The 21,899-nt window shown below is 69.0% G+C and carries 22 protein-coding genes; 5 read left to right on the forward strand and 17 right to left on the reverse strand.

Annotated elements, in window-relative coordinates; all coding sequences use genetic code 11:
* A complete protein-coding gene (locus IPK37_09620) occupies window positions 1–435 on the reverse strand; it encodes a hemerythrin domain-containing protein (protein QQS02521.1) in 435 nt (144 codons plus the stop codon).
* A gap of 3 nt (window positions 436–438) precedes the next feature.
* The gene (locus tag IPK37_09625) at window positions 439–738 is read right to left on the reverse strand and encodes a DUF2249 domain-containing protein (protein ID QQS02522.1); all 300 of its coding nucleotides are present in this window, start codon (window positions 736–738) and stop codon (window positions 439–441) included.
* Window positions 739–778: 40 nt separating this feature from the next.
* Between IPK37_09625 and IPK37_09630 the strand changes: the two genes are divergently transcribed.
* Window positions 779–1,480 carry a helix-turn-helix domain-containing protein gene (locus tag IPK37_09630; GenBank protein QQS02523.1) on the forward strand — a complete coding sequence of 234 codons (702 nt, stop codon included), beginning with the start codon at window positions 779–781 and terminating at the stop codon, window positions 1,478–1,480.
* A 35-nt stretch (window positions 1,481–1,515) separates the two neighbouring features.
* Here IPK37_09630 and IPK37_09635 read toward each other — a convergent pair whose 3' ends face one another.
* Together IPK37_09635 and IPK37_09640 are read right to left on the reverse strand one after the other, a co-directional pair.
* Entirely contained in the window at window positions 1,516–1,812 is a 297-nt protein-coding gene (locus IPK37_09635) for a DUF2249 domain-containing protein (GenBank protein ID QQS02524.1), read from the reverse strand.
* A gap of 111 nt (window positions 1,813–1,923) precedes the next feature.
* Window positions 1,924–3,090, reverse strand: a complete 1,167-nt coding sequence (locus tag IPK37_09640; protein QQS02525.1) for a nucleotide sugar dehydrogenase — start codon at window positions 3,088–3,090, stop codon at window positions 1,924–1,926.
* A gap of 586 nt (window positions 3,091–3,676) precedes the next feature.
* Here IPK37_09640 and IPK37_09645 point away from each other — a divergent pair.
* The 3 genes from IPK37_09645 to IPK37_09655 all read left to right on the forward strand — a co-directional run bounded on the left by IPK37_09645 (window position 3,677) and on the right by IPK37_09655 (window position 6,939).
* Entirely contained in the window at window positions 3,677–3,949 is a 273-nt protein-coding gene (locus IPK37_09645; protein ID QQS02526.1) for a DUF485 domain-containing protein, read from the forward strand.
* Complete coding sequence (locus tag IPK37_09650; GenBank protein QQS02527.1) at window positions 3,946–5,520, forward strand: cation acetate symporter; 1,575 nt, start codon at window positions 3,946–3,948, stop codon at window positions 5,518–5,520. Before IPK37_09645 ends, IPK37_09650 begins: the two co-directional genes overlap by 4 nt.
* 75 nt (window positions 5,521–5,595) lie before the next feature.
* On the forward strand, window positions 5,596–6,939 hold the full coding sequence (locus IPK37_09655; protein ID QQS02791.1) for a YbfB/YjiJ family MFS transporter: 1,344 nt from the start codon (window positions 5,596–5,598) through the stop codon (window positions 6,937–6,939).
* A gap of 193 nt (window positions 6,940–7,132) precedes the next feature.
* Here IPK37_09655 and fabG read toward each other — a convergent pair whose 3' ends face one another.
* The 5 genes from fabG to IPK37_09680 form a co-directional block, all read right to left on the reverse strand.
* Entirely contained in the window at window positions 7,133–7,885 is a 753-nt protein-coding gene (fabG, locus tag IPK37_09660; GenBank protein ID QQS02528.1) for a 3-oxoacyl-ACP reductase FabG, read from the reverse strand.
* Window positions 7,886–7,996: 111 nt separating this feature from the next.
* On the reverse strand, window positions 7,997–9,892 hold the full coding sequence (locus IPK37_09665) for an alpha/beta fold hydrolase (GenBank protein ID QQS02529.1): 1,896 nt from the start codon (window positions 9,890–9,892) through the stop codon (window positions 7,997–7,999).
* Window positions 9,892–11,058 (reverse strand): acetyl-CoA C-acyltransferase, encoded by a 1,167-nt coding sequence (locus IPK37_09670; protein ID QQS02530.1) that lies wholly within the window; start codon window positions 11,056–11,058, stop codon window positions 9,892–9,894. Before IPK37_09670 ends, IPK37_09665 begins: the two co-directional genes overlap by 1 nt.
* A gap of 70 nt (window positions 11,059–11,128) precedes the next feature.
* On the reverse strand, window positions 11,129–12,775 hold the full coding sequence (locus tag IPK37_09675; GenBank protein ID QQS02531.1) for a long-chain fatty acid--CoA ligase: 1,647 nt from the start codon (window positions 12,773–12,775) through the stop codon (window positions 11,129–11,131).
* A 3-nt stretch (window positions 12,776–12,778) separates the two neighbouring features.
* Window positions 12,779–14,293 (reverse strand): AMP-binding protein, encoded by a 1,515-nt coding sequence (locus tag IPK37_09680; protein QQS02532.1) that lies wholly within the window; start codon window positions 14,291–14,293, stop codon window positions 12,779–12,781.
* Between the two features lie 366 nt (window positions 14,294–14,659).
* Here IPK37_09680 and IPK37_09685 point away from each other — a divergent pair, with 366 nt between their 5' ends.
* Window positions 14,660–15,529, forward strand: coding sequence for an alpha/beta fold hydrolase (locus IPK37_09685; GenBank protein ID QQS02533.1), 870 nt, complete (start codon window positions 14,660–14,662; stop codon window positions 15,527–15,529).
* A 108-nt stretch (window positions 15,530–15,637) separates the two neighbouring features.
* On the opposite strand, the gene IPK37_09690 is transcribed toward IPK37_09685, so the two are convergent.
* The 8 genes from IPK37_09690 to paaA all read right to left on the reverse strand — a co-directional run bounded on the left by IPK37_09690 (window position 15,638) and on the right by paaA (window position 21,867).
* Entirely contained in the window at window positions 15,638–15,916 is a 279-nt protein-coding gene (locus IPK37_09690) for a 2Fe-2S iron-sulfur cluster binding domain-containing protein (protein ID QQS02534.1), read from the reverse strand.
* A 10-nt stretch (window positions 15,917–15,926) separates the two neighbouring features.
* Window positions 15,927–16,952, reverse strand: coding sequence for a hypothetical protein (locus tag IPK37_09695; GenBank protein QQS02535.1), 1,026 nt, complete (start codon window positions 16,950–16,952; stop codon window positions 15,927–15,929).
* Between the two features lie 219 nt (window positions 16,953–17,171).
* Complete coding sequence (locus IPK37_09700) at window positions 17,172–17,780, reverse strand: TetR family transcriptional regulator (protein ID QQS02536.1); 609 nt, start codon at window positions 17,778–17,780, stop codon at window positions 17,172–17,174.
* Between the two features lie 136 nt (window positions 17,781–17,916).
* Window positions 17,917–19,107 carry a phenylacetate-CoA oxygenase/reductase subunit PaaK gene (gene paaK, locus IPK37_09705; GenBank protein QQS02537.1) on the reverse strand — a complete coding sequence of 397 codons (1,191 nt, stop codon included), beginning with the start codon at window positions 19,105–19,107 and terminating at the stop codon, window positions 17,917–17,919.
* Window positions 19,107–19,649, reverse strand: coding sequence for a phenylacetate-CoA oxygenase subunit PaaJ (gene paaJ, locus IPK37_09710; GenBank protein ID QQS02538.1), 543 nt, complete (start codon window positions 19,647–19,649; stop codon window positions 19,107–19,109). Before paaJ ends, paaK begins: the two co-directional genes overlap by 1 nt.
* Window positions 19,649–20,476: a phenylacetate-CoA oxygenase subunit PaaC gene (gene paaC / locus IPK37_09715; GenBank protein ID QQS02539.1), complete on the reverse strand. Its 828-nt coding sequence runs from the start codon at window positions 20,474–20,476 to the stop codon at window positions 19,649–19,651. Before paaC ends, paaJ begins: the two co-directional genes overlap by 1 nt.
* Window positions 20,473–20,817: a 1,2-phenylacetyl-CoA epoxidase subunit B gene (gene paaB, locus IPK37_09720; protein ID QQS02540.1), complete on the reverse strand. Its 345-nt coding sequence runs from the start codon at window positions 20,815–20,817 to the stop codon at window positions 20,473–20,475. Before paaB ends, paaC begins: the two co-directional genes overlap by 4 nt.
* Window positions 20,818–20,850: 33 nt before the next feature.
* Window positions 20,851–21,867: a 1,2-phenylacetyl-CoA epoxidase subunit A gene (paaA, locus tag IPK37_09725; GenBank protein ID QQS02541.1), complete on the reverse strand. Its 1,017-nt coding sequence runs from the start codon at window positions 21,865–21,867 to the stop codon at window positions 20,851–20,853.
* Window positions 21,868–21,899 lie beyond the last annotated feature (32 nt).

The following is a 21,899-nucleotide window of genomic DNA, read 5'->3' on the forward strand; positions in this document are numbered from 1 at the left end:
TCAGGCGGCGGGCGGGGTCAACTCGTGGACCTCTTCCCACTCGCCGTCGGCCAGCTCGATGGCCGAGGCGGGGAAGAGCCCGTTCTCCTCGCGGTCGAAGTGGTCGCGCACGAGGATCTCGAATTCGGCAAAGGTGGCGGGGTCGGCGCGAACTGCAGCAAGCAGCTCGTCGATCCGACGGTGCTCCCCGATCAGGCGATCGATCGTCGCGGTGAATTCCTCCTTGGGGTGCAGCACCGTGAACAGGCCGCTCTCCTCCGCGTGGGCATGCGGGGTGAGCAGCGCATCGAGGTGTTCGGCGGCGGCCCGGACCGCGTCCGGGGAACCGTCGGCGCAGGCGTGCCGCAGCGCGCCCATGCGGTTGACCATCTCGACGTGCTCGTCCATGAACCGGCCGACGCACTCGACCGCGTCACACCCGCAGTAGGAGCACACCGATCAGGACACCCGCTCCAGCAGGATCTTCCACGCGTCGGGGCCTTCTTCGAGGTAGCTGCGCCGTACGGCGTCGCCCTCGAGGTCCTCGATCTGGGCCAGGAGCGGCAGGGGGTCGTGGGGAGCGACCAGGATCATGGCGTGGCCGGGACGGACCTGGCCCAGCGCGCCCAGGATCGCCCCGTGCCGGATCGCGTGCGGGATCTGGCGGGCGTCGAGCTCGGGGGTGGCGGAGTCGTGGCCGCACGCGCAGCCGCCCGTGCTCGTCGTCTCGGTCAGGGGGATGGACTTCTGTTCGGTCATGCGGCTGGCCCTCCGGGGACGCGCTTTGTACACTCGATGTGTGGAAATTACGCCGGGCTACGGTCCCGCGTCAACTCCGGACGCCAGCCACCTCGGACCGGCCCGGCTGCGAGTGTTGCGCGCCCTCACCGAGGGCGTCGATCGCGGCGAGCCCGGCACCGCGGCGCACGTCGCCGCCCTGGTCGGGGCGCATCCAAACGGGGTGCGCCGGCATCTCGAGGCCCTCGTCGAGGACGGCATGGCTACCCCGACGGCCCCCCAGCCGACCAGCACTGCCGGCCGCGGCCGCGGGCGCCCGTCCACCAGCTACGCCGTCACCCCGTCCGGTCGCGCCGGCCTCGCCGCGGCCACGGCGCCGATCTCCGGGGAGTACCTGGGGATGGCCGCCGCCTTCGCGACCGACCTGGCCGAACGCTCGGAGACGCCGGCCGACCAGGCGCTGACCATCGGGCGCAGCTGGGGCCGGTCGCTCGCCGCGCAGCGTCCGGCGACCCAGCCGCCGAAGGAGCAGCTGGTCACGCTCCTGGACGGGCTCGGCTTCTCGCCGCTGCGGCGCCCCGACGGGGACGTCGCCCTGCGCACCTGTCCGCTGTTGGAGGCCGCGCGCGCCAACCCCGAGGTGCTGTGCCACGTCCACCTCGGCCTGGTGCAGGGCGCCTCCGCGGCGTACGGCGGGGCCGACGCCGGCGGGGAACTGCACGCGTTCGCCGAACCGGGGGCGTGCGTCCTCCGGCTGCCCTAGCCGACTACCTGGGCCGATTACCTGAGCCGACCGCTCTAAGCGACGCGTTCCAGCAGGACCCGCCACACGTCGGGGCCGCGCTGGACGTAGCTGTACCGCACGTTGTCGCCCTCGCGCTCGTCGATCTGCGCGAGCAAGGGGAACGGATCGTGCGGGGCCGCGACGATCAGCGAGTCGCCGGGCTGCACCACGCTCAGCGCGCCGAGGATGGCCCCGTGCCGGACCGTCGGGGGGATGAGCCGCGCGTCGACCTCGGGGATCTCGTCCGCCTGCTGCCTCTCGCAAGCACCCTCGTTCGACGTGCCCTCGGCCGCGATTGCTGCGTCGGTCATGACCGGTCCTTCCGGGGGTCCTGGGGGTCCTCGTCATGACTCCTCATCGACCGTACGGGCCGGTTCGATAGCGGGTCAATTCCGTGAAATTTCACGGGACCAGCCCGCGGGTCAGTCCGAACCGAACAGATCCCGGGTGTAGACCTTGTCCTCGACGTCGGCCAGGTCGGGGGAGTGCCGGTTGGCGATGATCACGTCAGCCCTCGCCTTGAAGTCGTCCAGCTCGCGCACGACCTCGGAGTGGAAGAACTCGTCCTCGGCATAGCCGGGCTCGTAGATGATCACCGGGATGCCCTTGGCCTTGATCCGCTTCATGATCCCCTGGATCGAGGAGGACCGGAAGTTGTCGGAGCCGGCCTTCATCGTCAGCCGGTAGATGCCGACGACCCGCGGGTTCTTGGCGAGGATGTCGAAGGCGATGAAATCCTTGCGGGTCGTGTTCGACTCCACGACGGCCCTGATGAGCGTCTGCGGCACCTGCTCGTAGTTGGCCAGGAGCTGTTTGGTGTCCTTGGGCAGGCAATAGCCGCCGTAGCCGAAGCTCGGGTTGTTGTAGTGCAGCCCGATGCGGGGGTCCAGCCCGACGCCCTCGATGATCTGGCGGGTGTTGAGCCCGCGCGTGGCGGCGTACGTGTCCAGCTCGTTGAAGTAGCTCACCCGCATCGCCAGGTAGGTGTTGGCGAACAGCTTGATGGCCTCGGCCTCGGTCGAGCCGGTCAGCAGCACCGGGGTGTCGGGATCCAGCGAGCCCTCGCGGAAGAGCGCGGCGAGCTTGTCGGCCTCCGGGCCGGTGCCCCCCACGATGATGCGGCTAGGGTGCAGGTTGTCGTAGAGCGCCCGGCCCTCGCGGAGGAACTCGGGGCTGAACATGATCCGCAGTCCGGGGAACCGCTCGCGGGCGCTCCGCGTGAACCCCACCGGGATCGTCGACTTGATGACGGCCACGGCCCGCGAGTCGACCCGCTCGATCTCGGCGAGCACCGCGTCGACGCTGCTGGTGTCGAAGAAGTTGAGCTTCTCGTCGTAGTTGGTCGGCGTGGCCACGATGACGTAATGGGCGTCGGCGTACGCCGCCTCCGCGTCGGTGGTGGCCCACAGGTTGAGCTCCCGGGTCGCCAGGTAGTCCTCGAGCTCGGCGTCCACGATCGGCGCTTTGCGGTCGTTGACGAGGTCGACCCGGCGGGGGTCGATATCGACGGCCACCACCTCGTGGTGCTGAGCGAGGATGACGGCGTTGGCGAGGCCGACATAACCCAGCCCGGCGACGGCGATCTTCATGCCCGCCAGCCTAGTTCCGCCGAACGGGGTGGACGGACCGGCCCGGGGCGCCCGTTCTGGGCGATCGTCCGGTCGGCGCACGACGGGTCCCCGGCGAGGGTCGGTCGTCGCACCGAAACGCCGTACGGCGCCGTACGCCGACCGTTCGTCCTTCTCCGGCCCGATCGGGTCGAACCCCTGGTCAGGGTGATGATGTGGTCACCCTAGACACCAGAACGTTCGGTCGGGAATACTAAGGCGTCGCCGAGCTGTATGTGAGCTGGACAACGCGGAGCAGGGCAACCGCGCACCGTCGTCCCGCTCACCGCACGCCCGGCACAGGGTCGCGAAAGACATCGACGTCGAACCCGACGACCGGGTCGATCACGCCCCGCAGACGAATAGTCGCGAGGATCCCCGGTGGACGTCGCAGGGTCGTGATCCGACCTCACGGGACGCCGCTCGGGCCGAGCCGCGACCTTGTGGCTACGTCGTCGCTCCCCGTCACCGACGCCTCGGGCGACCTCGACCATGAGGGGACGCCGGGGCGGGAAGGAACCACACCGCTATGCCCCACGATCCACAGCACGACCGTTATTACCGAGGCATGGTCGAAGCCCGAAAGAAGCTGGTGACCCCCCTGGTCATCAGCACGCTGGTCTTCTTCTTCCTGCAGCAGATCCTCACGAACTTCACCTCGGCGCTGGACGGCATCGCCTTCAGCGGCATGAGCTGGGCCTACATCTACGCGTTCGCCCAGTTCTTCTTCGTGGTCATCCTGACCTCGATCTACCGCAGCCGGATGCGCAAGGTCGAGCAGGAGCTTGAGCCCTACAAGCCCACGCACGCCCTCGCCGTGGATGGGGGTGGCCACGCGTGAGCGCGCCAGCGGCAATCCTCTTCCTCGTCCTCGTCGCGGTCACGTTGGGGATCACCTACTGGGCCGGCAAGCGCAACAAGAGCGTGGAGTCGCACCTCGTCGCCAAGGGCGCGATCTCCGGGCGGGCCAACGGCGTCGCGATCGCCGGCGACTTCATCTCGGCGGCGACCTTCCTCGGCACCACCGGCGCCATCGCGCTGGGCGGGTTCAACGGCTTCTACCTCGCCGTCTACATCCCCATCGCCTACCTGCTGTGCATGCTGCTGGTCGCCGAGCCGCTGCGAAACCTGGGCAAGTTCACCCTCGGTGACGTCCTCGCCACGCGGTTCCCCGGCAACAACGTGCGCGGCGTCATCGCGACGGCCTCGATCGTCGTGTCGCTGCTCTACATCGTCGCCCAGTTCGTCGGCGCGGCCCTGCTGATCCAGCTGCTGTTCGGCATCGAATACTGGATCGCGGCCGTCGCCATCGGCGTCCTGACGCTCGTCTACACGCTGTTCGGCGGCATGATCGCGACCACCTACATCCAGATCGTGAAGACCGCGATCCTGCTCTTCTGCGGCGCGCTGCTCCTGGTGCTCGTGCTGAGCAAGTTCGGCTGGAACCCCATGAACGTCTTCCAGCAGGCGGCCGGGGCCCTGCCGAACAACAAGGCGATCCTGCCGACGCGGGCCGGGACGGTCCCGCAGTGGGAGCAGTTCTCGATGATCTTCGGGGTCACCCTGGGTGTCCTCGGCCTGCCGCACGTCATGATCCGGTTCCTCACCGTCAAGAACGGCGCCGAGGCCCGGACGTCGGCTGTGTCGGCCATCTGGATCTTCGCGGTCTTCCTGATCACGCTCCCGGTCCTGTCGTACGGCGCGATGCTCCTGGTCGGGCAGGCCGAAATCAAGAAGAAGAGCGCGGGCGGCAACCTGGCCGTTCCCCAGCTGTCGAACCTGCTCGGTGGCGACCTGCTGCTGTCGTTCGTCTCGGCGGTGGCCTTCGCGACCATCCTGGCGGCGCTGTCCGGCCTGGTCATCGCCACGACGGGCTCGGTCTCCCACGACCTGTACGCCAAGCTCCTCATGAAGGGCGACGTCGAGCACCACGCGCAGCTGCGCATTGCGCGCCTCGCCACGGTGGTCAGCGTGCTGGTGCCGGCCCTCATCGCGCTCGCTGCCCAGAAGCAGAACGTCGCCTTCCTCGCGACGCTCGCCATCGCGGTGGCCGCCAGCAGCAACCTGCCGGCGCTGCTCTTCACGATCTACTGGCGGCGGGCCACCGCCACCGGGGTCGCGGTGGGCATGGTCGCGGGCCTCGTGACCGCCATCGCGATCATCTTCATGAGCCCGGCCTTCCAGTCGGCGGACTCTGCGCTCATCAAGCTGAGCAGCCCGGGCATCTTCTCCATCCCGGTCGGCTTCCTCGTGATGTGGCTGGTCTCGCTGGCGACGCAGCCGAAGGGCGAGGAGCGCGCGCACGCCGACGAACTGTTCGAGCGCATCCACATCCAGGCGGTCACGGGTTACGACCCGCGGGCGCTGCAGGCCCCCGCAGAGGAGGTCCAGGCCGCGGCGCATCGGGCCTGACTCTTTCGCACACCGTTCCCCCGGGCCGGTCGACGCGTGCGTCGACCGGCCCGGGTGCGCTAGGGAGGACGCATGATGAGCAATTCGGACCGCACCACTCCGCCGACGAAGACCATCCCCCCGGGCGCACGGCTGGCCGAGGGGCGCATCCACTACGGCTGGATCGTCGCCGTCCTCGGCATGGCCACCACGTTCGCCTCCCTGGGCGTCGCGCGGTTCTCCCTCGGCATGCTGCTCCCGGCCATGCGGACCGATCTCAACCTGTCGTACACCGACATGGGCCTCATCAGCACCGGCAACTTCGTGGGCTACCTGGTCGCCGCGCTGGTGTGCGGTCGGATCGTCCGGGTGTTCGGCGCGCGGACGGTTATCGTCGGCGGTCTCGTGATGATCGCCGTGAGCCTGTTGCTGGTGGCCTCGGCCAGCTCCGTGGCCCTGGTGTGGCCGTTCTATCTGGTGACGGGTCTCGGATCCGGTACGGCGTACGTCGCCGCCTCCGGGCTCATTCCGCACTGGTTCTCCCGCCGCCTGCGGGGCCGGGCGGCCGGCATCCTCGTGATCGGCAGCGGGCCGGCCATCGTGCTGAGCGGGCTGCTCGTTCCGCTGGTGATCGGCCGCTGGGGAGCTCCCGGGTGGCGCACGAGCTGGGTCATCCTCGGGGCGATCGTCGCCCTGGTCGCCCTCGTCGTGGGGCTGTGGGTGCGTAACCACCCCTCCGAACTGGGGCTCGACGTCCACACGCACAGCGCCGACGCCGCCGCGGGCTCGGGCCACTCGGCCCCCGCCGCCGCGGCCCGCAGCGGAGCCGTAGCGGGCGCCTCAGCCGGGGCCGCGAAGAGCCTCTCGCGGGGCGCGCTGCGGCCCATGCTGCACCTCGGCGCCATCTACTTCCTCTTCGGATGCACGTACGTCGTGTACATCACCTTCATCGTCACCGCGCTGGTCCAGGAGCACGGCTTCAGCCAGCGCGAGGCGGGGTTCTTCTGGGTCATCGTCGGGGCATGCAGCATGTTGTCGGGCCCGCCGTTCGGGGCGCTGTCCGACCGGGCCGGCCGGGGGATCGGCCTCGCCACGGTGTTTGCCCTGCACGGCCTCTCCTACGTGGCCATCAGCCAGTCCCTGCCGTTGTGGGGGGTCTACGCCTCGGTGATCCTGTTCGGGGTGGCCGCCTTCGCGATCCCCGGCATCATGGTGGCGGCGGTGGGGGACTACCTGCCGCCGACGGCGGCCGCGAGCGTGTTCGGCACGCTGACCGTGGCCTTCGGCATCGGCCAGGCCGTCGGCCCGGTCGTGGCCGGGGCTATCGCCGAACGCACCGGAGGCTTCTCCGCGGCCTTCGTCCTCGCGGCGGTGCTGGCCGCTGTGGGTCTCGCGCTGTCGCTGGCGCTGCGGCCCCCGGCCCAGCCCGCGTCGCGCTGACCAACGCGTGCTGTTCGGACTGACACCCTGACTGGGGCGTGATGCGTTCCGGGGCACCACATCGCGCCCCCGTCACCAAACGATGGCTCGCCGACCGGAGATCGGCGCCGCCCGAGGCAGCAAACCCAACGACGAAGCCCGGTGGCCGTCCGCGAGGACGACCACCGGGCCTGCGCCGTACGGCGTGTTCGGGTCACATCATGAGCAGGCCACCGGCGACCGGCAGCAGCGCGCCGGTGACGTAGCCGGCCTCGGCGGACGCCAGGTACTTGACTGCCTCCGCGATGTCCTCGCCCTGACCCATCTTCTTCATGGGCACCATGTCGATGACGGACTGCAGGATCTCGGCGGGCAGGCTGCCGGACATCTCGGTCTCGATCGCGCCGGGGATGATGCAGTTCACGGTGACGCCCTTCTGGGCGGTCTCCAGCGCCAGGGTCTTCGTCAGACCGAACAGGCCGGCCTTGCTGGCCGAGTAGTTCGACTGGCCGATACGGCCGGTCTCGCCGACGAACGAGCTGATGTTGATGATCCGGCCGTAGCCCTTCTCGATCATCGACGGCAGGGCGGCCTTGGCCATGAAGAACGGGCCGTAGAGGTTGGTCTTCATCACCTGGTCGAAGTCGAGCAGCTGCATCTTCAGGGCGGACCGGTCGCGCACGATGCCGGCGTTGTTGACGAGGACGTCCAGGCGTCCGTGGTCGCGGAGGACGCCGTTCACGACGGACTCGCAGTCCGCCGGGTTGGCGACGTTGGCCTGGCGGACCTCGATGTCGAGGCCCTCGCCGGACTTGGCCGATGCGGCGAAGGCGTCCGCCTCGCTGCGGTGGCTGTTGCACACGGCGACCACCTTGTAGCCGGCGCGAGCCAGCACCAAGGAGATGGAGGAGCCGATCCCCCGCGTGCCGCCGGTTACCAGAGCCACCCGGGCTTCGTTCTCACTCATCGCTTCGGTTCTCCATTTCTTCGTGTGTCGCTGACGTATACGTGCTGCGTGTGGTGAGGGATGTACGTCGGGTGCGGGGCGCACGGGGTGGGCCGGTCCGCACCCCCGAGATCAGGTGTGGATATAGGTGCCGGGGGCCGGCTCCATCGCGGGGTACTCCTCGCTGCCCAGAGTCTCGGGCGCCTGCTGGGGCGGTCCGGAGCGCGGGCTGAGCCACTCCACCCAGTCCTCCCACCAGGACCCCTCGTGTCGCTCGGCGCCCGCCAACCACGTCTCGTAGTCGCCTGAGGTGTCCGGGTTGGTGAAGTAGTGCATGCCCTTGTGCCCCGGCGCGGCGACCAGCGTCTGGACGTGGCCGCTGGAGCACAGCACGAACCGGCAGTCGCCGGAGACCATGTGCGCGGTGTGGTAACACCCGGCCCACGGCGTGATGTGGTCGGTCAGGCCCGCGACCACGTAGGTGTCCGTGGCGATCTGGCCGATGTCGATGGGCGTGCCGAGGATGTTGGCGGTGCCCGGCTTGGCCAGTTGGTTCTCGGTGACGATGTCGAGGAGCTGGTGGTGCAGGGCGGCCGGGAGGCGCGTGGTGTCCGCGTTCCAGGCGAGGATGTCGAACGTCGGCGGGTCATTGCCCAGCAGATAGTTGTTCACCCAGTAGTTCCAGACCAGCTCGTTCGGCCGGAGCCAGGCGAACACCTGAGCCATGCGCCACCCGTCGAGGTAGCCCGTGCGGCTCGACTGAAGCTTGGCCGCCTTCACTGTCTGCGGCGAGGCGAACAGCAGGATCTCGGCGTCGACCCGGCTGTCCAGCAGGGTGACCAGCATCGTCGTCGAATTGATGCGGGTCTCACCACGGCTGGCCAGCAGCGACGTGAGGATGGAGACCATCATTCCGCCCGCGCAGCCGCCCATGATGTTGAGGTCGGGCGACTCCGAGATCGAGCAGACGACCTCGATCGCGCGCAGGGCCGCGTCCGCGTACGTGTCGAAGTTCCAGTCGCGTTCCTTGGCGGTGGGGTTGCGCCAGCTCACGCCGTACAGCTGGATGCCCTGCTGGATGAGGTACTCGTACATGCTGCGGCCGGGCGCCAGATCCAGCGCATAGTACTTGTTGACCTGCGGCGGGATCACCAACAACGGACGGGAACCGACCGTCTCGGTCTGCGGCTGGTACTGGATGACCTCCATGATGTCGTCGCGGTAGACGACCGCCCCGGGTGTGACGGCGAGGTTCTCGCCGACCTTGTAGGGCGCCCGGTTCACCTGCGAGGGCATGCCGTGGTTGGTGCGCAGGTCGTGGATCAGGTTGCCGAGCCCCCGGGCGAGGGACTCCCCGCGGGTCTCCTTGGCCTTGCGCAGCGCGGCCGGGTTGAGCACCAGGTTGTTGGTCGGGGCCAGCCCCTCGCGGATGAGGTGGACGACGAACTCGACGCGCTCGACATCCTTCTCCGGGAGTCCGAGGCTCTCGACGAACGTGTCGATCTCCCCGCCGGCATAGAGGTACACCTGCATCAGCGCCTTGAGCAGGCGGGTGTCCTCCCAAGCCGGGTCGCGGAACCTCTTGTCAGTGCGGTCCGGCTTGATGGCCGAGCGTCCCGTCCCGATGCGGAACAGGCTCGCCGCGGTGCGCGGCGCGGCGCCCGCGATAGCCAGCGGGTTGGTGAGGGTCTTCTTGCCGAGGGTCAGCAGCCCGTCCAGGGCGTCCTTGGGCCCGAACCCCACGAACGGGCTGGGGCCGACCACGGCCCCAGCGCCGCCGGCGAGCAGCGCGGCCTCCTCGGCAAACTCCGGGTGCTCGACGGCGTCGTCGTCGGCCGTTTCGCCGCCGGTGTCGCCCGTTGCAGCAGCGTCGAAACCCTCGCGGTCCTCATCGGCCGCGATGGGCGCCGCCTCGCCGGAGGCCTGCAGATCCTCAACGGCGGCCGCCGGCACGTGGGCGGGCACCTGCGCGGGGTCGGAGCCGAGCTCCTTGTCCGTCGAGGAGCCCGACCCACGTGTCGAGGACATCAGGACAGCCGCTCCACGACGATGGCCATGCCTTGACCGCCGCCGACGCACATGGTCTCGACGCCGATGGTCTTGTCGGCCGCCTTCAGGCCGTTGAGCAGCGTGGCGAGGATGCGCACGCCGGTCATGCCGAAGGGGTGGCCCAGGGCGATGGCGCCGCCGTTGGGGTTGAGCTTGTCCCCGAACGGGTCGATGCCGATGCCGGTGGCCGACGGGATCACCTGGGCTGCGAAGGCCTCGTTGATCTCCAGGATGTCGATGTCGTCGGCCGTCATCTTGGCGCGGGCCAGGGCCTGCTTCGTGGACTCGATGGGACCGAGGCCCATGAGCTCGGGGCTCAGGGCGCTGACACCGGTGGAGACGATGCGGGCGATCGGGGTCAGGCCGAGTTCCTTGGCGCGGGTGTCGGACATGATGATCGTGGCCGCGGCGCCGTCGTTGAGCGGGCAGGCGTTGCCGGCCGTGATCCGGCCGGTCTTGCTGAACACCGGTCGCAGGCCGCCCAGGGACTCCATCGTGGTGCCGTCGCGGGGGCCCTCGTCCTTGGTGAACATCTCGCCGCTCGCCAGCGGAATCGGGATGATCTCGGCGTCGAAGAAGCCGGACTTCTGCGCGGCGACGGCGCGCTCCTGGCTGCGCACCGCGAAGCGGTCCATGTCCTCGCGGGTGATGCCCTCTTGGTCGGCGACCTTCTCCGCGGTCAGGCCCATCGGCATGTACGCCTGGTCCAGGCCCTCGGCGTTGCCGCGGTCGAAGCGGTGGTTGATGGTCTCCGGCTGGTCGGCGTAGACGCCGAGCGGGGAACGCGTCACCATCTCGATGCCCACGGCGGCGAACGCGTCGCCCTCGCCGGCCTTGATGGCGTGGAACGCCATGCGCACCGCCTGCAGCGAGGAGGAGCAGTAGCGGTTAACCGTGCAACCCGGCGCGTCGACGCGCGCGAGCATCGACACGATGCGGCCCAGGTTGTGGCCCTGCTCGCCGCCCGGCAGCGCGCAGCCCGCGATGACGTCTTCGATCTCGGTGCGGTCGAAGGCCGGGATCTTCTCCAGCACCTTGTCCAGCACGTACGCGCCGAGGTTGTCGGGGCGCTCGTTGACGAGCGCCCCCTTGCCGGCACGCCCGATCGGCGAACGGCCAATGGCGACGATGACTGCTTCAGGCATGGTCATTACTCCCACTCTGTCGGGGGTTCTTCGGTCAGGAACGCATTCGTAGGGTCAGGGAACGTGCTGGTCAGTCCTTGGCGCTGGGGCGGCCGCCGACGGTGGCGACGTCGAGCCCGCCCTGGGCGAGCTTGTCCCGGAGCAACTTCTTGTCGTACTTGCCGACGCCCGTGCGCGGCACGTTCTCGATGAAGGTCCACAGGTCGGGCAGCCACCACTTGGCGACCTTGTCGCCCAGGAATTCGCGCAGCTCATCCGGGGTGACCGTCGAGCCTTCGCGAAGGACGACGCAGGCCAGCGGCCGCTCGCCCCAGCGCGTGTCGGGGGACGCGATGACCGCGACCTCCTTGACGTCGGGGTGGTGGGTCAGCGCCGACTCCAGCTCCAGCGACGAGATCCATTCGCCGCCCGACTTCACCACGTCCTTGGCCCGGTCGGTGATGCGCAGGTAGCCGCGTTCGTCGATCGTGCCGACGTCGCCGGTGCGCAGCCAGCCGTCGTGGAACTTGTCCTCGGCGGGATCCAGGTAGTAGCTCGTGGTCACCCACGGCCCGCGCACCTCGATCTCGCCAACGGACTCACCGTCGCGCGGGAGCGGCTGATCCTCCGCGTCGACGATGCGCACCTCGACGCCGGCAAGCACCTGGCCCGCGGTCGCCTGGTAGTCCAGGGCCTCGTCGGGGGTGGCGTCGCGCGGCGGGAAGGCCAGCGACGCGATGGGGTGCGTCTCGGTGAGCCCCCACCCGGCGGCGAACGTCGCGCCGTACTTCTTCTGGTAGGCCTCGATGAGGCTCCGCGGCGACGCCGAGCCGCCGCACAGGATCATGCGCAGGCTGGCGAGGTCGTAAGGGGCCTTGTCGGGGTCGTCGCCCAGGTTGAGGACGTCCCACCAGACGGTGGGTACGGCGCCCGCCACCGTGATCTTCTCGTCGGTGATGGTGCGCGCGATGCGCGGAGCGTGCGCGTAGGTCGCGGGCAGGTACAGATCCGCGCCCACCATCCAGCAGATGTAGGGCAGGCCCCAGGCGTTGCCGTGGAACATGGGCACGATCGGCAGAACCCGGTCCTCGTAGTTCATCTTGAGGGACTCACCCGAGGCCATGCCCAGCGTGAAGATGAACGTCGACCGGTGGCTGTAGACGACGCCCTTGGGACGCCCGGTCGTACCGCTCGTGTAGCACATGGCGGCGGCCGAGTTCTCGTCCAGGTCGGGCCAGTCGAAGTCTTCGGCCTCGTCGGCGATGAAGTCCTCGTACTCGACGAAGGGCACGCTCAGGACCGACCGGTCGCCCTCGCCGAACACGACGATTTTCTCCAGCGTCGGGCAGTTCGGCAGGGCCGGAGCGATGTTCGCGGCCAGGGCCGCATCCAGCAGGAGGACCCTGTCCTGGGCGTGGTTGACGATGTATTCGATGTCCGCCGGCGCGAGCCGGATGTTGACGGTATGCAACACGGCGCCCGAGCAGGGCACCGCGAAGTAGGCCTCCTGGTGCTCCTGGTTGTTCCAGGCGAACGTGGCCACCCGGTCATCGGGGCCCACCCCGGCTCGGGCGAGCGCGTTGGCCAGCTTGCCCACCCGCTTGGCCAGGTCAGCGAACGTGATCTCGGCGTAGCCGTCGGCCGTGAGCGTGACGATCCGGCTGCCCGGATAGGTGTCTCTGCCGTGTTCGAAGATGTGCCTGAGGGTGAGGGGGAAGTCAGGCATCGTGCTCAACATGAGTTAGCTCCCTGCGACTGAGGACTGCTGATTCGCCCAGTGGGGATCGCGGAGGTTGCGCTTGAGGATCTTGCCGGCGGCCGACTTGGGCAGCGGGGAATACCAGACCTCGATCTGCTTGGGCACCTTGTAGCCCGCGATCTGCGACTTGCAGTGGGCGATCAGTTCCTCTGCGGTGATGTCCGAGGTCGCCATGACCACGGCGTACACCGCCTCGCCCCACTTGCTGTCGGGAATGCCGAAGGCCGCGACCTCGTCGACCGCGGGGTGCGAGGCCAGTGCGACCTCGACCTCCACGGAATAGACGTTCTCGCCGCCCGTGACGATCATGTCCTTGGCGCGGTCCACGAGGAACACGTGCGACGCCGCGTCGACGTAGCCCAGGTCGCCGGTGCGATACCAGCCGCCCTCGACCAGGACCGCGGCGGTCTCCTCGGGCTTGTTCCAGTAGCCCTTCATCGTGCTGGGCGTGCGCGTCCACAGCTCTCCGACCGTGCCGGTCGGAGCCTCCTCGCCGGTGCTCATGTCGACGATGAGGACCTCGACACCGATGGCGGGCTGGCCGCAGGACTTCACCAGCGGCGTCTCGATGAGGTCCTCCTCGTGCTTGAGGAAGAGCGTGCACGGGGTGGTTTCGGTGGTGCCGTAGACGTGCAACAGTTCCGCGTCGGGGAAGGCGTTGCGGGTGGCCCGCAGGGTCTCTACCGAGATGGGCGAGGCGCCGTGGCTCAGGTACTTCAGCGAGGACACGTTGCGCGGGTTCGCGCGCTGCGACTTGCTCGCGGCCGACAGCATCGTGGGCACCATCAGCGTGTGCGTGACCTTCTGCTGCTCGATCAGGTCGCAGGCGGTCTCGGGATCGAACTGCGGCAGGATGACGTGCGAGCCGCCGGCCCAGACCACGGCCATGATCGCGAGCGTGCCGCCGGTGTGGAACATCGGCGAGCAGACCATCCACTTCGAGTCCGCGTCGTAGGGCCACGTCGCCAGGAAGTGCATCGTGCTGGCCAGCAGGCTGCGGTGGGTGTGCATGGCCCCCTTGCCGACGCCTGTCGTGCCCGAGGTGTAGAAAAGCACCGCCAGGTCGTCCTCGTGCACGCCCTCGCCGAGGGCGATCTCCTCGCCGCCCTTCACGAACTCGTGGTAATCCTGCGGCATCCGGATGACGTGCTCCACGCTGTCCGGCACCGGGTAGTCCCCGTCGAGGAAGAGGACCTTCACGCCCGCGTCCTCCAGGACCGCCGTCATCTCCGGGCCGGCCAGTCGCCAGTTCACGGGGACGAAGACGAACCCGCTGGCGGGGACGCTGAAGTAGAGCTCGAAGTAGCGCTCGGAGTTGGGGCCGACCATGCCGACTCGCTCGCCGGGCTTGAGGCCGAGGGCGCGCAGCGCGCCGCCGAGCTTGCGGCAGCGACGCGCGAACTGGGCGTAGGTCTGCACACGACCTTCGCAGTACGTCGCGATGGCGTCGGGATTGGTGCGGAGCGCGCGCTCCAGCGGCGTGGCGAAGGTGTACATCGTTGGACGCCTCCGAGAGGTCGTAGATGCGGACGCGGGCGGTGACATAGGGAAGGCCGCCGGCCGGATGGATGGGCGGACGGTGGCTCCCAGAGCTAACGCGGCGACCTCGCGGGGCGAGAGTCATCGAACAGCGAACGGCGCCGTCAGTGTGAGCCAAGCTAGCGAGGACCCGGATCAGAGTCAACCGTCCGATTTCCGCCGTGAAGAGGGAACTAGCTTGCTCACATGACCGATCGTTCGTTCGGTATACTACCCCTAGGCGTCCCGACGTGGGGACCGCCGGGCGAGCGCTTTTTCGGGCCGGCCGTGCGATCCTAGACGGGACGCACGTGTTCCACCGCGCACTGCTTGCAAGGAGGAAGCATGTCCGAAGTCTCCGACCTGCTGGCCGGGATCTCCACGGCCGAGGTGACGCATGAGCAGATTCGTCTTCGCGGCCTCGACATCCACGTCCAGCTCCAGGGCGAGGGTCCGCCGCTCCTGTTGTACTCCGGGATCTTCGGCGAAGTCGACCTCTGGGAGCCCGTCCTGCCCTATCTCGCCGGCTTCCGCACGATCGCCTTCGACCCCCCCGGGATCGGCAAGTCGCAGCTGCCCAAGTTCCCCATGAACATGTTCTCACTGGCGGAGTTGGGCACCCAGGTGCTCGACGTCTTCGGCATCAAGAAGGCGCACGTCCTCGGCGGCTCCTTCGGCGGCGCGGTCGCGCAGCAGATGGCGCTGATGCACCCCAACCACGTCGACCGGCTCGTGCTGGTCTCGACGTCGTTCGGTGGGTTCGCGCTGCCGGGCAGCATGCGGGCCTTCTACCACTTCAGCAACCCCAACAGCTACAAGCCCGAGCACTCCGACAAGGTCGCCGGCCCCATGTTCGGCGGCCGGCTGCGCGAGGAGCCGCACCTCATGGGCGGCCTGCACGTCAGCAGGCCGGCCAGCCTGCGGCACTTCCTCTACCGCGGCAGCGCCCTGTGGGCCTGGTCATCCCTGCCGTGGATGTGGGCGATCCGCCAGGAGACGCTCATCGTGTGTGGTGACGACGACCCGGTCACCCGCCTCATGAACCACCGGATCATGGAGAAGATGATCCCGCACTCGAAGCTGCACATCGTGCCGGGCGGCGGCCACCTGATGCTGTTCGACAGCGCCGAGCGCGTCGGGCCGGTCATCGGGCGGTTCCTGCGCGAGGGTCACCCCAAGGAAGACCGCAACCGGGAGCGCTCCGGCAAGCAGTAGCCAGCGCGCGAGAAGGGCCACCGACCGGGTCGGTGGCCCTTCTCGTTGCGTACGCCGTACGGGGTGCCCTCCCGCCGTACGGCGTACGCACGCCGCGCGGCACGGCGCCTAGGGTGCCGCGTAGTCGATCTCCAGCTCGCCGCCCTCGATCGTGGCCTTGCACATCAGCGCGAAGCCCGCCGCGCGATCCTCGGGCTCCAGGGCGAAGTCGAGCACGAAGCCCTGGTCGTACTCCCCGGCGCGGACTTTCATCTTGCATTCGCCGCAGGCCCCGGAGCGGCAGTTGTGGGGTGGGCGGAAGCCGGCGCGCTCGAGCGCCTCCAGGACACTTTGGCCGGACTCGTACGGAACGACCTGCCCGGACGGATACAGCACGATGCGCGCCATGCTGGCCCGCTCAGAACACCGGGACGATGTCGTTGATGTCGACGTCCGTGACCTCCTGGCCGCTGATGTCGACCTCGGGAATCGCCGGGAACGGGATCTCGTAGCGATCCAGGACGCTCTTGAGGTTAAGCATCGCGCGGCGCCAGTTGCGCTTCTTCGCCTCGTACTCCGGGACGCCGAAGCCCGCCTTGCGGCAGACCTCTTCGGCGGCGCGCTGGTTGGGGATGAAGTCGTCGGGCAGGTCCCAGAAGTCCGCTGGAGGCTCGAACAGCACGCAGGACAGGAAGAGGTAGCCGGCGCGGATCTGCTTGGTGATCAGCGCGTAGTCCTCGGGGGCCAGCTTGGGGTAGTCGCGCTCCATGAGCGTCAGGCAGATGCCCATGTGGCGGCCCTCGTCGCGGCCGATCCTGCGGAAGGCGTCCTGGAAGACGGGCTCGGTGCAGGCGGTCGCGAGCTGGTGGAAGATCGTCGCGGCGGCGATCTCGCCCATCAGGAACGAGGAGAAGAGGACCGCGAGGTCGTACTGCGGCAGCGCGGTCTGGAAGCCCTCCCAGTAGCGGCCGCCGTTGTAGAAGAGCCAGCGGACGTTCTTCTGCAGGCGCTTGCCGAGCTCGGTGCGCGGCTCGTAGGTGAGCGGGTCGTTGTGGCCGAGCATCGCCTGGACCGCGAGTCGGCACATCTGCTCGTGAATGCCTTCGTCGCGCGTGATGCTCATGAAGCAGCGGCGGACGACGTCCTCCTCGTGGACGCTGTAGGCCTTGATCAGCGCGGAGGCGAACACCGGCGGGGCGGAGGCGTCGAAGGCGGACAGCAGCGTCCACCAGTAGCCGATGGCCTCGCGCTCCTCCCAGGTGTAGTGCTCGGGCTTGAAGTCCTTCCAGGGCAGTTGCGTGGGATCCCACAGCTCCTGCTGGGCCTTCCGCCAGATGTCCTCCATGGCGGCCGTGCCGGTGGGCCAGCTGAGCGGGTAGATGTTGGGCTGGGGGGTGTCCGGGGGGAACTCCTGCAGGTGGGCGATCTTCTCGTGTCGGGACACGTCTTCTCCTCTTCACAGGCAGCGGTTGGGCGTCCGCGGCCCGTCTCGTGCGGGCGGCTGGTCGTGACCCGCCGTGCGAGCCCCGCGCGGCGCATCACCACTCTATTACTGAATCAACGGTCGGTTAAAGGGGTCGGGGCACGGAAAGCTGAACCCTCGACAGGAGGAGGGCTGGGTGGTGCGTCGCTGCGAGCGCGAAGCCTGGAACGGGCTTTCGGCTTACGGTGTGGCGACCCCGGAGAACGCGATCTTCTTGATGCTCGCCGCCAGCTCCTCCGGTCGGTCCCCACGCCGCGGCCGATACCACTCGACCACGGAGTTGACCATGCCGAACAGGAGCCGGGCCGTGATGGCGGGATCCACGTCCGCCCGCAGGTGACCCTCGTCCCGGGCCTGGGCCACCAGCACGGTGACGTGCCGGTCGAACTCGCGGCGCCGGGCCAGCGCCTGCCGCTCGGCCCGGGTGTTGCCGCGCACCCGCAGGAGCAGCGTCACGAACGGCAGCTCGTTCAGCAGGAGCAGACTGGCGCGATAGACGAGCTCCTCGAGGCGGTGGAAGGCCGATCCGGGCAGATGGTCGACCTCGTCCAGCAGGGCGAAGAGGGCGTCCAGGGCCCGGTCGGTGGCGAGCGTCAGGAGCTGTTCCTTGCTCTCCACGTGGTGGTAGATGGCGGACTTGCTGATGCCCAGTTCGTGGGACAGGTTCTCCATCGCGGTGCCGTCGTAGCCGCGCTCGTTGAACACGCGCACCGCGCCCTGCACCACCGACTCGAGGTCGTGGCCGGGTCGTCCGCGCCGCGTCCGGGTCGGTGGGGCGTGGGTCACCATGGAGTCAGTATCTATCGCACCTGCGTAGGGTGCCGCACGTCGATCGGATGTGACCCGCGCCGCACCGATTGAAGACGCTTGCTAGGGAACGCAATTCGACCCGGTCGCCGGTGGGCGACCGGGTCGAGAGGTGCGGTCAGGAGTCGAAATTCACGACCACCTGGTCGGTTTTCGGGTGTGCCTGGCAGGTGAGGATGTAGCCCTTGGCGATCTCGTCGGCCTCCAGGGCGTAGTTCTCGTCCATGTCGACCTCGCCGGAGACCAGCTTCGCGCGGCAGGTCCCGCAGACGCCGCCGGCGCACGCGAACGGTACGTCGGGGCGGTTGCGCAGCGCGGCGTTGAGGATCGATTCCCGCGCGGCCTTGGGGCTCTGGACCTCGCCCTCCAGCCCGTCGAGCGTGAAGGTGATGTCGAAGTTGTCGCCGGTCGGGTCGACCGTGACCGGTCGGCCCGTGTTCCCGGCGCTGGCCTCGCCGGGCTTGCCGGTGCTGAACAGCTCGTACCGCACCTTCTCCGCCGGGACGTTCATCTCGGCCAACCGGTCCCGGATCAGCTGGACCAGCTCGTACGGGCCGCAGAGGAACCACTCGTCGACGACCTCCGGGCGGAACACCGTGCCGAACATGGCGTCGATCTTGTCGGCGTCGAGGCGGCCCGTGTGCGTGGGGCTCAGGCGCTGCTCCCGCGACAAGAGGTGGTGCACGGCGAGCCGGGCCGGGTAGCGGTCCTTGAGGTCGGCGATGTCGTCGACGAACATGACGTCCAGGGCGACCCGGTTGGAGTAGACCAGGTTGACGTAGGCCTGCGGGTTGTTCGCCAGCAGGTGCCGGATGATCGCCATGATCGGCGTGATCCCGGACCCCGCGGCGAACGCGACGTAGCGCGCGAGCCCCGCCCCCGCGTCGCGGGAGATCTGCTCGGGGTCGTTGAGCGCCGTCATCTTGTGCTTGGAGATGAAGGCCCCCGTCGGGCTCATCACGTCGATGACGGTGCCGGCCTTGAGGTTGTCGTTGGCCCAGTTGGAGAAGAGGCCGCCCAGGTCGCGCTTGATCGCGATCTTGATCTCGCCGGGCATGGGGGAGGCGCACAGCGAGTAGCTACGGCGTACCTCCGTGCCGTCGAGATCCGCGCGGAGGGCGACGTACTGGCCACTCACGTAGTCGAACTCGCCGGACAGCTCCTCGGGGACCGCGAAGGTGACCTCGATGGCCTTGTCGGTGAGGTGCCGCACGGACGACACGGTGAGCGGGTGGAATCGAGCCCGTCGCGAGGGGGCGCCCTCCTCGGCCTGCGGGCTGGTGTCGGGGGTGGTGTCGACGTCGGTCATCAGTGCACCTTGAAGTAGTCGAAGGGCTCCAGGCAGTCCTGGCACACGTACATGGCCTTGCACGCGGTCGACCCGAAGCGGGCCATCTCGCGAGTCTTCAGGGAGTGGCAGCGGGGGCACTTGACCGCCAGCGACAGACGCGCCGACGTCCGGTTGTGCCCGACCGCGGCCTGCCCTGAGGGGGGCGCGATGCCGTACTCGGTGAGCTTGTCCTTGCCCGCCTGCGTCATCCAGTCCGTCGTCCACGCGGGCGACAGGACCAGTCGCACCTCGACCGGGGCGTAGCCGGCGTCCGCCAGCACCGCCGCGACCTGGTCCCGGAGCAGGCCCATCGCGGGGCACCCCGAGTAGGTGGGGGTGAGCTCGACCAGGGCGCCGCCGTCCCCGGCGACGGCGGCGGACCGCAGGATGCCGAGGTCCTCGATCGTGACGACGGGCACCTCCGGGTCGACGACGGTGGCGGCGAGGTCCCACACGCGGGCGGCGGCCGGATCCGCGGGGCGCGCCGCCGCGCCCTCGACGGGCCCCGCCGGCGCCTGCATCACCACTCCGCCCCGGGGAATTTGCGAGCCAGCGACTGCATCTCCGCGAGGATGAACCCGAGGTTCTCGCGGTGCCGGCCCGAGCGTCCGCCGGTCCGGGCGCGCTTCGTCGTCGGGATGGCGAGACTCGACTCCAGCAGCGCCTGCCGCAGCCCGGCCTCCACGCGGGGGCGCAGGCTTGAGGGGCGCACGGCGACGCCGTCCAGGGCATCGATGAGCTCGTCGTCCTCGAACAGCTCGTCCAGGTAGGGCCACACGGTGTCGAGGCCCGCCTGCATGCGCCGGTGGGATTCATCGGTGCCGATGCCCAGGCGCAGCGCCCACTGCCAGGCGTGGTCGACGTGGTATTCGACCTCCTTGACGGCCTTGGCGGCGATCGCCGCGAGCGTCTCGTCGGTCGACGTGGCGAGCTCGGCGTAGAGCGCCTCGGCGTAGATGCTGAACAGCAGCTGACGCGCGATGGTCTGCCCGAAGTCGCCGTTGGGCACCTGGACCAGCTGGCAGCAGACGAAGTCTTCCTCGTCGCGGAAGTAGGCCAGGTCGTCCTCGGACTTGCCCCACGCCGTGCCCGCGTAGGTGTACAGCGAGCGGGCGTGGCCGAGCAGGTCGAGCGCGATGTTGCCGAGCGCGATGTCCTCTTCCATCTCCGGCGCGCGGGAGATCCACCAGCCGAGCTGCTGGGAGAGGATCAGCGAGTCGTCGGCCAGCCGCAGGGCGTAGCGGGCGACATCCTCGGACGCCGACAGGCCCGCGGCCTGGATGTCCTCGGCCGTGAGCGCCTTGCCGGCACTGATCCTGGTGGCGCTGTCGAAGCCTCCGGCGGTCACAGGTGAGGCACCCCCTCGCTCTGCTTGTAGTACGTCGCGTGGCGGTAGTACTTGCCCTGTGGCGACTCGAAGAAGGCCCCCTTGGCGTCGGGGTCCGAGGTGGTAATGGCGTCGGCGGGCACGACCCACACCGAGACGCCCTCGTTGCGGCGGGTGTAGAGGTCGCGGGCGTTGCGGACGGCCATCGCGGCGTCGGGGGCGTGGATCGACCCGGCGTGCACGTGGGCCAGGCCGCGCGAAGCGCGGACGAAGACCTCCCACAGCGGCCACAGCGGCTTGGATTCGCCCTGTTCGGCAGCCTGCGCGGCGCCCTGGTCGGGGCCGGCGGTGTACTCGCTCATGTCTCTCTCCTGGAGTTCAGGGGGTCGGGGGGCTCAGACGTGCTTGACGGCGGTGCTGGCCTGGTCGGCCATCTTCTGGTCGTACGCCGCGGCCGCTTGGCGAACCCAGGCCCCGTCCTCGTGGGCCTTGATCCGGTGCCGCATGCGCTGGTCGTTGCACGGCCCGTTGCCGGCGACGACCTCCTTGAACTCGGCCCAGTCCAGCTCGCCGTAGTCGTAGTGCCCGCGCTCCTCGTTCCACTTCAGGTCGGGGTCGGGCAGCGTGAGGCCGAGAGCCTCGGCCTGCGGCACGATCATGTCGACGAAGCGCTGGCGCAGCTCGTCGTTGGAGAACCGCTTGATCTTCCAGTCCATGGACTGCTTGCTGTGCGGGGAGTCCGCGTCCGGCGGACCGAACATCTGCAGCGCGGGCCCGTAGAAGCGGTCCACTGCGTCCTGGGCCATCTGCTTCTGCTCGGGGGTGCCGTGCGAGAGGGAGTACAGGATCTCCCAGCCCTGCCGCTGGTGGAAGCTCTCCTCCTTGCAGACCCGGACCATGGCCCGCCCATACGGCCCGTAGCTGCACCGGCACAGCGGCACCTGGTTGCAGATGGCAGCACCGTCGACCAGCCAGCCGATGGCGCCCACGTCGGCCCACGAGACCGCCGGGTAGTTGAAGATCGAGGAGTACTTGGCCTTGCCGGTCAGGAGCTGCTCGTTCAGCTCGTCGCGGTGGGTGCCGAGGGTCTCGGCGGCCGAGTACAAGTAGAGCCCGTGGCCCGCCTCGTCCTGCACCTTGGCAATGAGGATCGACTTGCGCTTCAGGGACGGCGCGCGGCTGATCCAGTTGCCCTCCGGCTGCATGCCGATGATTTCGGAGTGGGCGTGCTGGCTGATCTGCCGGGTCAGGGTCTTGCGGTAGTCCGCCGGCATCCAGTCGCGCGGCTCGACCCGCGAGTCGTCCTCGATGAGCTTGTCGAACAGCGCCTGCTCGGCGCTGGTGTCGGGCGTCGCGGCCGCGCCCTCGTCGGGGGCATCGGGAACCGCTCGCAGCGTGGGGTTCTGGGTCATGTGGCGTCACCTTTCCGGTCACGTGCCAACGG

The organism is Austwickia sp. (genome assembly GCA_016699675.1).
Lineage (GTDB): Bacteria > Actinomycetota > Actinomycetes > Actinomycetales > Dermatophilaceae > Austwickia.